The following is a 12,408-nucleotide window of genomic DNA, read 5'->3' as shown; positions in this document are numbered from 1 at the left end:
GCCGCTGAGCCCAAATAAACTCACGTCCGGGGGAAGTGCCATGCCTGAGAATCAGACCGAAGCTGTCGGCCTGGAGCCGCACTTCGAGGACGTGCAGGCGCACTACGACCTGTCCGACGAGTTCTTCGCGCTATTTCTGGATCCCACGCGCACTTACAGCTGCGCATATTTCGAGCGCGACGACATGAGCCTCGAAGAGGCGCAGATCGCCAAGGTTGACCTCTCGCTGGGCAAGCTCGGATTGCAGCCTGGCATGACGCTGCTCGACATCGGCTGCGGCTGGGGCACCACTATCGTCCGCGCGCTCGAGCGCTACGACGTCAACGTCGTGGGGCTCACCCTGAGCCGCAACCAGCAGGCGCATGTCCAGCAGCGCCTCGACCGGCACCCGTCCGCCCGGAGCAAGCGCGTGCTGCTGCGGGGCTGGGAGCAGTTCGACGAGAAGGTGGACCGCATCGTGTCGATCGGCGCCTTCGAACACTTTGGACGCGACCGGTACCCCGACTTTTTCAAGATGGCCTACGAGGCACTCCCCGCCGACGGTGTGATGCTGTTGCACACCATCATCAAGCCCAGCGACGAGGAGTTCAGCGAGCGCGGACTGCCCATCACCATGACCAAGATCCGATTCATGAAGTTCATCATGGACGAGATCTTTCCGGGCGGGGACCTGCCACAAGCCAAGGGCGTCGTCGAGCACGCCGAGCGGGCCGGCTTCGCCGTCGAGCGGATCCAGCAGCTGCGCCTGCACTACGCCCGGACGCTCGACACGTGGGCGGCCGCGCTCGAGTCGCGCCGCGACGAGGCCATCGCGGTTCAGTCCGAAGAGGTCTACGACCGGTACATGAAGTACCTGACCGGTTGCGCCGACCTGTTCCGCGACGGCTACACGGACGTCGCGCAATTCACTCTCGCCAAGGGCTGACGTCACGCCCCTTGCGGCGGGCTGGAACCGGCCGCGCCCCCCGGCGGCGCGGTTTATCGGCGCATCCCCGCGGGTAACACCACGAGCAACGACCTGATGCGGTAGGGGCCGAGGCTGCTTGGGTGCAAAACCGCAGGAAGGACTGACCGTGGACGTCAGGTGCCAAGCGAGCGAAGTATCGGAGCAAAGAAGCGCTGCCACGGGCCGGCGTGCGCGGCGTGGGTTGTCCGGCGTGACGATGGCATGCGAGATCGTCTCCGCGTCGATGTTGTGCGCGGCCAGCCTGGCGGGCCTGTTTGCCTACGTCCAGCCCGACAAGCCAATGGTCGAGTCGACGCTGGGGCCGCCACCGGCCGCCCACCCGGTACGCCAGCAGGGGACCGTCATCGCCGTGTCCGGGGACTCGGTGACCGCCCGCAGCCCCAACGGCTACACACAGACCTACCGCATCACCCCGGATACCACCGTCATCTCCCGTGACGGCGGCCAACCCCGCGGCGGCGCTTCCCATTTCACCGTCAACGAGCAAGTGGACATCGTCGGGACGATCGAGGGCGGCAGGGCGCTGGCCACGGCGGTCGCGGACCGTGGCACCTCAGACGGTGACGGGCCCCCGATGGATCACATTGCGGCACAACCGATCAGCGGCTCGGCCGGCGGCATGTGAGTTCACTGTATTTCGTTAGCGCTGCCCAAATGCGCACCGCTGTCATCCAATTCGTCGCGGCGTAGGGCCATCGGCGTCCTGGCCGGAATGTCCCCGCCGGCAATCACCGCGCGGGTGATCGGGGTGAGCGCCCGAAACAGCGTTTCCACCTCGTCGTCGCTGAGGGCATCGAGGGCAGACAGCGCGAGCGCGTCGGTGCTCGATTCGATGCGGTCCTTCAGCTCCCGCCCGGCCGCGGTCACCGTGCCGTCGCCGTTGAGCAGTCCCCGCTCGGCGAGCCGTTGCTCGTGGTGGCGCCATGCCGCTTCGTCGTAATCGCGGGTGCGGGCGATGTAGTCGGGCTCGACCCGGCCGGTCGCCGCATGCAGCACGTTGGATTCCCGCCCGGAAACACCGGCGGCCGCCAGCACCGCCACGTGCCCATCGCCGCGTTGCTCACGCAGCAGGGTCGCGGCATGCCAAAGCGCGGTCAGCGGTTCGTCCGGCCAGGGCAGCGCCAGATTCGCGGCGAACAGCGGTCGCCCGTCGAGCGGTGCCCCTCGGGCCGCCTTGGCCGCCAATTCGGCTGCGACGGCGACGTTTTCATCCGCCACGACGCCGTATCGGCGCAGGGCCGCGACCGCCGATTCCTGCCGGGCACGCAACGCGGCCTCGGGACCGGCGATCTCCCACGCCGCGGGCAGTGCCTTCGCGACCCGCTCGGGCGCGAAGTTGTAGAAGATCGCGGTGACGACCTCGCGCGGCACCATGCCCAACGGCGCCGATCGGGCGGCGAAGTAGCCCATCCAGAAGCCGCGGTAACCCAGCGCGTCGAGCGCCGCCCGCGCCTCCGGCGCGAAGTAGGTGACTGCATGCACCGGCTCGAATCGGTCGAAGAAGCGCCGCGCCAACGCCGGTTCTCTGCGCACGTTCGCAGTTAACCACGCCGCTCGTCGGGAGCCGTCCCGAGGACACCCCGCGACTGTGCGCAGCCACGGACTCATTGGCCTTTCAGGCTGCCGATCCGAAGGGAAAAGTCCGTGCGTTTGGGCGGCGAATCGGTTTCGAGCGTGTCGACGTAGTCTTCGGGGTCGCGGTCGACGATCGGCAACCCCTCGGTGGTCGGATGCTCGGCCATGAACTCGCTGTATTGCCGCCCGAGCGCCTCGCGCAGACCGATCGGGGCGTTGCGACGAAAATCGGGCAGCCCGTCCCGTTCCTCCTCGCCCATGTGGTCGTCGTTCGCCGACCGGGTGCGGCCAACGGCGGCCCACCACTCGTCGGTGCCGACCCGAGCCGCGTTGGCGTCGCGCACCCCGTCCCGAATGTCGTTGTGATCACCGATGGCGTCGAGCGTCTCGCCTTCGGGATCGTTGGTACCGCGCTTCAGCAGCTGCGGGTAGAAGATCTTTTCCTCGATGTAGGCGTGCACATCCAGCTTGTCGGCGAGCGGGCGCCACACCCGCTCGAGTGCCGAGTTGTTGACCGGCGCCTGCGTCCGCAGCGAGTCGAGCCTGGCGAACTGCTCGCGGAACCAATCGTGGTCGGTCTGGATCAGGACCGTGATATCAGCCATGCCTGCTCCTAACCTCTCGGACCGCTACGCCTTCGGCCATCGTGTTCCATGCCGAGCCAGAGTTCAACCGGCCGCTGCTTAGGCTCGAGAAGTGACGATCTCCTATGACGAAGGCCTGCGCGACCGGATCCGGGCACACTTGGTCGCCCATGACCGGCGCACGGTCACCGACCCGACGAAGCGGCACGCGGCCGTCGCGGTGGTCTTGGTCGACTCGGAGCTCGGGGAGGACAGGGTCGATCCCGCGCCGCTGGACGACTGGATCGCCGCGGGCCCGGCGTTGGCGACCGCCCTCGACGGCCGCATGGTCGATGTGTCCGGTGGCGCGGCCTTCCTGCTGTGCCGCAGGGCATCTCGTCTCACTTCCCATGCGGCGCAGTGGGCGCTGCCCGGTGGCCGGGTCGATCCGGGTGAGACGGCCGTCGACGCGGCGCTGCGGGAATTGCGCGAGGAGGTCGGCATCGAACTGCGCGACTCCGCGGTGTTGGGTTTGCTCGATGACTACCCGACCCGGTCGGGCTACGTCATCACCCCGGTGGTGATCTGGGGAGGCGGACGGCTGGACCCGCGGCCCGCGCCCGCGGAGGTCCTGGCGGTGTACCGGGTGGGCCTGCACCAACTGCAGCGGGAGGATTCGCCGCGGTTCATCAGCATTCCGGAGAGCCCACGACCGGTCGTACAGATCCCGCTGGGGAACGACCTCATCCACGCCCCGACCGGCGCCGTGCTCCTGCAGCTGCGGTGGCTGTGCCTGGAAGGCCGCGACGACCGGGTCGACGAGTTGGAACAGCCGGTGTTCGCCTGGAAGTAGGTCCAGCGCCTCTCGCCGGCGGGACGGTGATTCGGCCGATTCCCGAATGGGTATGTCTCTGTCGAGGTTGTGCAGCGAGTAATGGGGGACGAGATTCTGATGGCGGTGGAACGTGGACGGGCGCGATGCCCGAGGTGCGCGGCGTGGGCCGAGTATCAATTTCTTGAACTCGCTGACAACAAGCTCGAGTACGAGGTGCGGTGCGGCGCTTGCGGTCACCTCCACTCCGAGGTGACGTCGGTGTACCCGGCAGCCACCGCGGCTGCCTAGGACGGCGGAAACCGCTTAACTGACAAACTCTTTGGCCGTCAGCTGTGCGACGAGCGGCAAATGATCCCGGTCAACCGTCCGCGTGCGGTGTGGGACTCTGGCCCGATTCCCATTTCGCCGCGAGGGATCTGTTGACCGGCGTGCCGGGTGACAGGTCGAGCTGGAACGTCTCGCCGGCGCCCTCGAGTGTCACGACGAAGCGGCCGTCGGTGAAGTCTTTGAACACCACTTTGTATGGCTGATCGCCGGCACCGCGGTCGACGGCGATCACATCGCCGGGCGCGACGTCGTCGATTCGGTCGTTACCGGTTGCTTCACTCATATACGCGAAGATAGCGACCAATTGACTTGCGAGGCAACATGATTGAAGGCGAGCTCATTTGGTGAGCTGCACCAGGAAATCATGGCAGCGCTGCGCGCGCTTGGAATCCTCCGCCATGACATCCTCGAAGAACGAGGCCACGTCGTCGAGCCCCGCGTTCTTGGCATCACGGACGTACTGTCCATAGTCGTGCCCGGCCTTCAGCGAGTGGTACTGCACCGAAACAAGGTCGTAGGTCACATCGTCGAAGCCGGTTTCCCCCGTGGCCATTGCGCGCCTCCTCACGTCGTCGTCAGCATTGACGTGTGAGGCCTACCCGTGGGCCGCGCGCCTAAACCGATGGCGGTGTGGTTGGACGTCCGCGTTCTGAGAGCCCGTAACCATTGTCTCCGGGTGCTGTCTACTCGACGGACGTGCAATATTTGTCTTCTGGTAACCGGCGGGCGGATTGTGTCTGCGAACCTTGACCGACGCTCCGCGACGGAGTCGCCGCGACCAAAGAAAGGGCGACCATGACGGAACACTTGCGCGCTTACAACAGTCTTTGGCAGGTCCGTAGCGACTCGTGGTGCCGGTTGGAGGAGGCCGCCGACCGGCTCACCCGCCCGACCACCGAGGGCGCGCTGAAGACGAAGTGCATCAACACCTGCCAGGAATTGCTCACGCGGCTAAGCACTCTCGAGCCGTACTGGGCCTATCCGGGTTCGCCGCAATTCGCCCGGGTCCAGCGCCTGTTCGCCGCCGGCAGCTACGACAAGTTCGCGCAAGCCCTGGTGCAGATCAACCGCGCCCTGACCACGGAGTCGTACCGCACGGGCGACGTGGAGAACGCCGGAAGCGACGACCTCGACATGTTCCCGTCCGATCCGCGCCAGCTGGTCGAGCATCAGCCGGCGACGCAGCGGGACCGCCCCTATTTCGAGGTGTTGGTCGTCGAGAAGATGACCGAAGACCAGGAGCGGGCGCTGCGCAACGAGGTCCGCAAATGGCGGCGCCCCGACGACGAATTCGTCTACGAGCTGGTGGTGGTGTCCAGCGGGGATGAGGCACTCATTGCGGCACGGCTCAACGTCAACCTGCAGGCGGTGGTGATCCGGCGGCGCTTCTCACACCAATCGACCCGGGACCTGTCGGCGCTGGCGGAGTTCGTCGATACCGGGGTGTCGCACGAGTTGGCGGACCACCAGTCGCCCGAGGAACGCGCGCAGATCCTCGCGGTTTCCCTGGCGAAGTTGCGGCCGGAACTCGACCTCTACCTGATGACCGAGATCGAGGTGGAGGACATCGCGGGGCGGCTGGGCCAGTACTTCCGCCGGGTGTTCCACGCCCGGGAGGGCATGCTCGAGCTTCACCTGTCGATCCTGCAGGGTGTGGCGGCGCGCTACCGCACCCCGTTCTTCAGCGCCCTCAAGCAGTACAGTCACCGACCCACGGGCGTCTTCCACGCCCTGCCGATTTCGCAGGGCAAGTCGATCGTCAACTCGCACTGGATCCGGGACATGGTCGGCTTTTACGGCCTGGACGTGTTCATGGCCGAGACGTCGGCGACGTGTGGCGGCCTGGACTCCCTGCTCGAGCCGACCGGGCCGCTGCGCGAATCCCAGCAGCTCGCCGCGGAGGCCTACGGGTCGCGCCACACCTACTTCGTCACCAACGGAACCTCGACGGCCAACAAGATCGTCACGCAGGCGTTGGTGGCGCCCGGCGACATCGTGCTGCTGGACCGCAACTGCCACCAGTCCCATCACTACGGGATGATGCTCGCGGGCGCGAATGTCATTTACCTCGAGGCGTATCCGCTCAACGACTACTCCATGTACGGCGCGGTCCCGCTGCGCGAGATCAAATCGAAACTGCTGGCGCTCAAGCGCGCCGGCAAGCTCGACCGCGTCAAGATGATGTCGCTGACGAACTGCACCTTCGACGGGATCGTCTACGACGTCGAGCGGGTCATGGAGGAGTGCCTCGCGATCAAGCCCGATCTCGTGTTCCTGTGGGACGAGGCATGGTTCGCGTTCGCCCGCTTCCATCCCGTATATCGGACCCGCACCGCCATGGCGGCGGCACGCGCGCTGCGGGAGCGGCTGGCCGACCCCGAGTACAAGCGCCGCTTCGAGGAGGAGCTGGCAACCGAGGGTGCGCCCAGCGACGACGACCTGCTGGACCGCCGCCTGCTTCCCGACCCGGCACGCGCCCGGGTGCGGGTCTATGCGACCCAGTCGACGCACAAGACCCTGACCGCGCTGCGACAGGGATCGATGATCCACGTCTTCGATCAGGACTACGACCAGAAGGTGGCGGAACCGTTCCACGAGGCGTACATGGCGCACACCTCCACCTCGCCGAACTACCAGATCCTCGCGTCGCTGGATCTCGGCCGCCGGCAGGTGGCGCTGGAGGGTGTCGAGCTGGTGCAGCGGCAGATCGAGAACGCGATGCAGCTGCGCGACGCTATCGACAACCATCCGCTGCTCAGCAAGTACATGCGCTGCCTGCGGACCTCCGATTTGATCCCCGAGGATTACCGGCCGTCGGCCATCGAACAGCCCCTGCGCTCGGGTCTGCGGAACATGATGGCCGCCTGGGATCAGGACGAATTCGTGCTCGATCCGTCCCGCATCACGTTGTTCATCGGGCCCACCGGCTACGACGGCGACACGTTCAAGCGCCAACAGTTGATGGACCGCTACGGAATTCAGATCAACAAGACGTCGCGCAACAGCGTGCTGTTCATGACCAACATCGGCACCACCCGCAGCTCGGTGGCCTTCCTGGTGGAAGTGCTCGTCAACATCGCCCGCGAGCTGGACCAGAACATCTCCGAGATGAGCCTCGGCGAGCGCGAACACTTCGCGCGGGCGGTCTATCGACTCACCGAAATGTCTTTGCCGCTGCCGGATTTCGGCGGCTTCCACCCGGCGTTCCTGGATCACAGCGGAAGTGAGGCGACGCCCGAAGGGGATGTCCGCCGAGCGTTCTACCTCTCCTACGACGACACCAATTGCGAATACCTCACCGGCGAGCAGATCGACGAACGCTTGGATGCGGGCGTCGACATCGTATCGGCGACGTATGTGACGCCCTACCCGCCAGGGTTTCCGGTCCTGGTGCCCGGCCAGGTGTTCAGCCGCGAGATTCTGCAGTTCATGCGCGACCTCGACACACCCGAAATCCACGGCTACCTACCGAATTTCGGCTATCGCGTGTACACCGAGAAGGCCATGGAGGTAGTCAGCGAGGCGGTCGGGCTGGCGCCCAACGGTCATCGCCCCTCACGAGCCAAGGCCGCGGCGGCGGCGGCGAAGGGGGCGAAGAAGAAGTCGGCCAAGCACGGTCGGTCCAACGGCCACGGGAACGTCCCCGAGGTCGGGCACGAGGAACTGGTGGGTTCACAGCACCCCGGCGACGCGCTCGCGGCCGACCCGCCGACGTCCGACGACGGCGATGTCCCCGAGGTGGGCGTGGACGAATTGATCGGCGAGCAACAGCCCGGCGACGCGGTGCAGGCCGAGCAGCGCTCCTAGGTGCGTGAACCGGGTAGCCGACGCTCGATGATCGTCAGCGCGCGCTCACCCCAGCGAATGTTCTCCTTTTCGAACGAGATTCCACGCAGCAGCGTCAGATAGGGACCGACTCGTTCGGCCTGGGCCAGGTATTCCCCTTCGCTGCGGCCGTCGAGCATTCGGGTGCGGGTGCGTTCGTAGCGCTGCAATTTTGCTTTCGCCCGTTGCACTCGTTCCACCATGAAGTCGCGCACCGCCGGCGCGTCGCCGGCGTCGACGGCCATGACTTTGACCGCAAGCTCGTCGCGGATCACGGAGGGCTTCGGCGCGCGGGCGGTGAACTGCACGATCGCTTCGTAGCCGGCTTCGGTCAGCGAGAACATGCGCTTGTTGGGCCGACGATCCTGATGCACGACCCGCGCCCGGATGAGACCCTGCTCGGCGAGTCGCTCGAGTTCTCGATACAGCTGCTGAGGGGTGGCCATCCAGAAGTTCGCGACCGAAGCGTCGAAGCCCTTGGCCAGGTCGTACCCGGAGGCTTCGCCGTCGAGGAGCGCGGCCAGCACCGCATCACGCAGGGACACGCCTGACAGTGTAACGATGTGAATAATCAACAAAGTGACTAATCGCACATCGACATACCGACCGACAGGCTTTAGCGTCGAGCACGCCTATTCAACTAATTGACTATGCGAGGTGTCGCGTGAGTGCTAAGCATCCCTTTCGCAGGGCGGTCGAGGAGCGCGACGAGGCGGCCATCCAGGCGATCCTGGCCGACGACGTGGTGTTCACCAGCCCGGTGGCGTTCAAGCCCTATGTCGGCAAGCCGATAACCGCCGCGATCCTGCGCGGTGTGCTGCGGGTCTTCGAGGACTTCCACTACGTCCGCGAAATCGGCGACGGCAACGGGCGTGACCACGCGCTCGTTTTCGAGACCGGGGTAGCGGGGGCGCCGGGTGTAAAGATCACCGGTTGCGACTTCCTGCACTTCAACGACGACGGGCTGATCGACGACTTCATGGTGATGGTCCGGCCGCTGTCGGGTGCGACGGCGCTGTCCGAGGCGATGGCCGCGCAGTTTGATCGGATTCAGCAAGAGGCCGTCGAACTGGCCAACCAGTTCGCCACCGCGTAGGGGTGGGGATCATGCGGATCGGATTGGCAATCAACTACGCCGGCGGGTTCAAGGACGTCGCCGCCGAAGTGGCCGACCTGGAGCGCGCCGGGTTGGACATCGTCTTTGTCCCCGAGGCGTATTCGTTCGACGCGGTCAGCGCGCTGGGCTACCTGGCGGCGAGCACCGAACGGGTTGGGCTGGCGTCGGGCATCCTGCAGCTTTACACGCGCACCCCCACGCTGACCGCCATGACCGCCGCGGGTCTCGACTACGTCTCCGACGGCCGGTTCACGCTCGGCTTAGGCGCCTCCGGCCCCCAGGTGATCGAGGGCTTCCACGGCGTGCCCTACGACGCCCCGATCGCGCGCACCCGCGAAGTCATCGACATCTGCCGCCAGGTGTGGCGCCGCGAGACCCTGCAACACAGCGGCAAGCACTACACGATCCCGTTGCCCGCGGGCCAGGGCAGCGGGCTCGGCAAACCGCTGAAGCTCATCAACAAGCCTGTCCGAGAGCGCATCCCGATCCTGGTTGCCGCGCTGGGGCCCAAGAACGTCGAGCTGGCCGCCGAAATCGCCGAGGGCTGGCAGCCGATCTTTTATCTGCCCGAGAAGGCGCGCGACGTGTGGGGGGAGGCGCTGGCCGCCGGTCAGGCCAAGCGGGACCCCGCCCTCGGGCCGCTCGACGTGTACGCCGGACCGGTGCTGGCCGTCGGCGAAAACGTCGAGCCCCTGCGCGAATTCGTCAAACCGCACCTGGCGCTCTACATCGGGGGGATGGGCGCCAAGGGCAAGAACTTCTATCACACCCTGGCCACCAAGTACGGCTACGGCCCGCAAGCGGACCGCATTCAAGAGCTCTACCTGGCCGGCGACAAGGACGGCGCGGCCAAGGTGGTGCCCGACGAACTGGTGCGAGACGTCAACTTGATCGGTACGCGCGAATTCGTCAAGGAACGCCTCGCGGCGTACCGCGAGGCGGGCGTAACCACGCTGAACGTTGCGCCCATGGCGGGCACGCCGCAGGAGCGGATCAAGCTGATCGAGACCCTGCGCGAGCTGCTCTGACCGCGGCGTCACGCCCTACCGAGGCCGCGCTTGCCATAGCATGTGCTTATCGCGCCGGCGGACCGTAGGAAGCAGCTGCAATGGACCTGGACCGAATCACCCACCCGCTGAGGCTGGCCCGTGGATCGCATCGGCCCGGATCGGGCAAAGGCTGTGCGATGAACGTGATTTCGTACATCAACGGCGACGAGCAGATCACCGACTTCCCGGCGACCTCGGCGCGGCCGCTGGCCTCCTTCGTCCAGTTGTGCAACGACCTGCTCGCCGGGCCCGACGGGTATCTCGCGCCGGATGACAGCATGTTGGTGCTCGACTTGGCGTGGCTGACGGTTGGCACCGCCGACGTCGCCGGAACCGTCGTGCACCCATGGGTCGCGAAGCTGTTGGTCAGCCCCCCGTGGAGCGTCATTCGCTACGCCGAGAACGCGGCGGCGGCAGGCGCGATCACCGACATCGCAGAACTGCATCGCCGGCTCGCCCCCGGCGATTTGCCGCCGATCGCCGAGTGGGACGGCGCCGCCCGTGCCGCGCGCGCGATCGGTACCACACCGGTGACCGCCGAAAGGTATGCCGTCCGGACCGCCGCTCAATCGACTGCACTCGTCGAGACCGACGACTGGGAGACGCTGGATGCCGTGACCGGCAACGCCCTCAAAGCGCATCGATTGGCAAACGCGGACGCTGGAGCCGCCCGCGTCGTGGAGATCACGCGCCACGCCATTCGTTCATGGCGGCGTTTGGCGGGGCTGAGCGTCGTCGGCGAGCGACCGAAAATCGTGGCGGCCTAGGGCATCCGACCACGAAATCAACTCTGGCGGTGAGCAGCCCGTCGCAGCCGCACCGCGCGCGTCACCGCTGTCGCCAACGCCAGGACCGACATGACGGCCAAGATCGTCGTCGAGACCGCGGACCCGGCGGTGCTGAGTATCAGCGGCAGGCCGAAGCCGACGTAGGTCACCACGTAGAAGACTCCGACCAGCGCGCCGCGCAGCCGCTGCGGTGCGGCGGCCTCCAGGTCGATCAAACCCTCGCGCAGGCATAGGCCCGACGCACACCCCAGGATCAGGAACAGCGGCACGCCCAGCGCCACCGACATGGTCGGCGGGGCCACCGCGGTAGCCGCGTAGCCGAGGGCGGCCAGCACGGCGCCGGCGGTGCCGGCGTGCGGTCCCCAGCGAAGAACGCGGCCCAGGATTTGGACGAGTCCGCTCACGCCGTTGACGATCAGCGCGGCGGTTCCCGCGGCCATCGGGGCCGCGAGCCCGGTATGCAGGCGGCTGGGAATGGCGATGAATCCCAAAGTCGCCGAGGCGAACACCCACGGCGCGAGCGGCATGGCCCAGCTCAGGGCCCACGCGGTTCCCCGCCGCGCCACGGTCGGGGGCTCCCAGGCGCGCGCGGCTACCGTCGCCGTCGCGGCCGAGCTCCGCACCGCCAGGATCGAGAAAATCATCGCCGCCACGACGAGGGCGGCGGCCAGCCCGAACGACACCCGAATGCCCGACTGGCCGGCCCGCGCGATCACGCCCGCGGCGAACGGCCCGACGGCGAACCCGCCGAGCAACACCGCGCCCGCGGTGGCCGCGCCGGCGGGACCCCTCAGATCGGACGCCCATGCGGTGCAGGAGCTCATCAGGAGACCCACCCCGAGCCCGACGACCAACCGTCCCGCCAGCAAGACGTCGGGTTGTTGCGAGAACAGCATGGCCAGCGTGCCCACCAGAGCGGTCGTCGAGCCTGCCAACGCCACGGACTGGCGCCCGAGCGCATCCGATGCGCGCCCGCCGAAAAGCAGGCCGGGCAACAACCCGAGCGCGTAGATCCCGAATATGGCGTCGAGCCGAGCCGCGCCGAGGTGCTGGCGATCGTCGATCGACGGCATCAACGCGACGAAGTGGTTGGCGACCCAACCCGTCGACAGCAGCAGGGCCAGCACGCTCGCGAACACGGCTCGGTTCGCGCCCGACTCGAGGCCCGCGTCGCGCTCGTCCGCCGTCGCCAACGCCGACGCGTTCGACGGGCTCACTGCTTTGTCCTCCCCGGGCTTTGTGACTCACGAATAGACGTAACGACTTACGAAGGTATTCCCGCGTCGGCGCAAGCAAACACAACGTCCGTCGGCGCAAACCGCAGCGAGGTTTGAGATCGGCCGGTTTGGTGAACAGACAGCT

13 protein-coding genes are annotated in these 12,408 nt (G+C 66.8%); 7 read left to right on the top strand and 6 right to left on the bottom strand.

Annotated features, from left to right (window positions below; all coding sequences use genetic code 11):
* Window positions 1-40: 40 nt before the first annotated feature.
* Together A5712_RS25680 and A5712_RS25675 are read left to right on the top strand one after the other, a co-directional pair.
* Window positions 41-925 carry a cyclopropane mycolic acid synthase family methyltransferase gene (locus A5712_RS25680; RefSeq protein ID WP_068111818.1) on the top strand — a complete coding sequence of 295 codons (885 nt, stop codon included), beginning with the start codon at window positions 41-43 and terminating at the stop codon, window positions 923-925.
* A 238-nt stretch (window positions 926-1,163) separates the two neighbouring features.
* On the top strand, window positions 1,164-1,592 hold the full coding sequence (locus A5712_RS25675) for a hypothetical protein (protein ID WP_231982246.1): 429 nt from the start codon (window positions 1,164-1,166) through the stop codon (window positions 1,590-1,592).
* Between the two features lie 2 nt (window positions 1,593-1,594).
* On the opposite strand, the gene A5712_RS25670 is transcribed toward A5712_RS25675, so the two are convergent.
* Both A5712_RS25670 and A5712_RS25665 read right to left on the bottom strand, forming a co-directional pair.
* Window positions 1,595-2,500, bottom strand: a complete 906-nt coding sequence (locus A5712_RS25670) for a hypothetical protein (protein WP_068111813.1) — start codon at window positions 2,498-2,500, stop codon at window positions 1,595-1,597.
* 71 nt (window positions 2,501-2,571) lie between these two features.
* Window positions 2,572-3,147: a hemerythrin domain-containing protein gene (locus A5712_RS25665; RefSeq protein WP_068111811.1), complete on the bottom strand. Its 576-nt coding sequence runs from the start codon at window positions 3,145-3,147 to the stop codon at window positions 2,572-2,574.
* Window positions 3,148-3,238: 91 nt separating this feature from the next.
* On the opposite strand from A5712_RS25665, the gene A5712_RS25660 reads away from it, so the two are divergent.
* Window positions 3,239-3,958, top strand: coding sequence for a CoA pyrophosphatase (locus tag A5712_RS25660; RefSeq protein ID WP_068111808.1), 720 nt, complete (start codon window positions 3,239-3,241; stop codon window positions 3,956-3,958).
* Window positions 3,959-4,298: 340 nt separating this feature from the next.
* Here the strand turns inward: A5712_RS25660 and A5712_RS25650 are convergent, their stop codons facing one another.
* Together A5712_RS25650 and A5712_RS25645 are read right to left on the bottom strand one after the other, a co-directional pair.
* Window positions 4,299-4,550, bottom strand: a complete 252-nt coding sequence (locus A5712_RS25650) for a hypothetical protein (protein WP_068111801.1) — start codon at window positions 4,548-4,550, stop codon at window positions 4,299-4,301.
* Between the two features lie 54 nt (window positions 4,551-4,604).
* Window positions 4,605-4,820 (bottom strand): acyl carrier protein, encoded by a 216-nt coding sequence (locus A5712_RS25645; RefSeq protein ID WP_066935553.1) that lies wholly within the window; start codon window positions 4,818-4,820, stop codon window positions 4,605-4,607.
* Between the two features lie 242 nt (window positions 4,821-5,062).
* Here A5712_RS25645 and A5712_RS25640 point away from each other — a divergent pair, with 242 nt between their 5' ends.
* Complete coding sequence (locus A5712_RS25640; RefSeq protein WP_231982245.1) at window positions 5,063-8,074, top strand: aminotransferase class I/II-fold pyridoxal phosphate-dependent enzyme; 3,012 nt, start codon at window positions 5,063-5,065, stop codon at window positions 8,072-8,074.
* On the opposite strand, the gene A5712_RS25635 is transcribed toward A5712_RS25640, so the two are convergent.
* Window positions 8,071-8,637: a PadR family transcriptional regulator gene (locus A5712_RS25635; RefSeq protein WP_068111799.1), complete on the bottom strand. Its 567-nt coding sequence runs from the start codon at window positions 8,635-8,637 to the stop codon at window positions 8,071-8,073. The two genes, A5712_RS25640 and A5712_RS25635, sit on opposite strands and share 4 nt — an antisense overlap.
* A gap of 119 nt (window positions 8,638-8,756) precedes the next feature.
* Here A5712_RS25635 and A5712_RS25630 point away from each other — a divergent pair, with 119 nt between their 5' ends.
* The 3 genes from A5712_RS25630 to A5712_RS25620 all read left to right on the top strand — a co-directional run bounded on the left by A5712_RS25630 (window position 8,757) and on the right by A5712_RS25620 (window position 11,025).
* Entirely contained in the window at window positions 8,757-9,188 is a 432-nt protein-coding gene (locus tag A5712_RS25630) for a nuclear transport factor 2 family protein (RefSeq protein ID WP_082973659.1), read from the top strand.
* A gap of 11 nt (window positions 9,189-9,199) precedes the next feature.
* The gene (locus tag A5712_RS25625; protein ID WP_068112020.1) at window positions 9,200-10,237 is read left to right on the top strand and encodes an LLM class F420-dependent oxidoreductase; all 1,038 of its coding nucleotides are present in this window, start codon (window positions 9,200-9,202) and stop codon (window positions 10,235-10,237) included.
* A 158-nt stretch (window positions 10,238-10,395) separates the two neighbouring features.
* The gene (locus A5712_RS25620; protein ID WP_197519497.1) at window positions 10,396-11,025 is read left to right on the top strand and encodes a hypothetical protein; all 630 of its coding nucleotides are present in this window, start codon (window positions 10,396-10,398) and stop codon (window positions 11,023-11,025) included.
* 17 nt (window positions 11,026-11,042) lie between these two features.
* On the opposite strand, the gene A5712_RS25615 is transcribed toward A5712_RS25620, so the two are convergent.
* On the bottom strand, window positions 11,043-12,239 hold the full coding sequence (locus A5712_RS25615; protein WP_369830436.1) for an MFS transporter: 1,197 nt from the start codon (window positions 12,237-12,239) through the stop codon (window positions 11,043-11,045).
* Window positions 12,240-12,408 lie beyond the last annotated feature (169 nt).

Origin of the sequence: Mycobacterium sp. E2327, from assembly GCF_001672675.1 — a bacterium.
GTDB lineage: Bacteria > Actinomycetota > Actinomycetes > Mycobacteriales > Mycobacteriaceae > Mycobacterium.
This window is presented reverse-complemented; position numbering and strand designations above follow the sequence as displayed.

What these genes read in the sequence shown, in the direction of transcription:
- A5712_RS25640 (WP_231982245.1), top strand. Translation starts at nt 5,063, where the DNA reads ATGACGGAACACTTGCGCGCTTACAACAGTCTTTGGCAGGTCCGTAGC.
- A5712_RS25650 (WP_068111801.1), bottom strand. Translation starts at nt 4,550, where the DNA reads ATGAGTGAAGCAACCGGTAACGACCGAATCGACGACGTCGCGCCCGGC.
- A5712_RS25665 (WP_068111811.1), bottom strand. Translation starts at nt 3,147, where the DNA reads ATGGCTGATATCACGGTCCTGATCCAGACCGACCACGATTGGTTCCGC.
- A5712_RS25675 (WP_231982246.1), top strand. Translation starts at nt 1,164, where the DNA reads ATGGCATGCGAGATCGTCTCCGCGTCGATGTTGTGCGCGGCCAGCCTG.
- A5712_RS25680 (WP_068111818.1), top strand. Translation starts at nt 41, where the DNA reads ATGCCTGAGAATCAGACCGAAGCTGTCGGCCTGGAGCCGCACTTCGAG.
- A5712_RS25625 (WP_068112020.1), top strand. Translation starts at nt 9,200, where the DNA reads ATGCGGATCGGATTGGCAATCAACTACGCCGGCGGGTTCAAGGACGTC.
- A5712_RS25645 (WP_066935553.1), bottom strand. Translation starts at nt 4,820, where the DNA reads ATGGCCACGGGGGAAACCGGCTTCGACGATGTGACCTACGACCTTGTT.
- A5712_RS25620 (WP_197519497.1), top strand. Translation starts at nt 10,396, where the DNA reads ATGAACGTGATTTCGTACATCAACGGCGACGAGCAGATCACCGACTTC.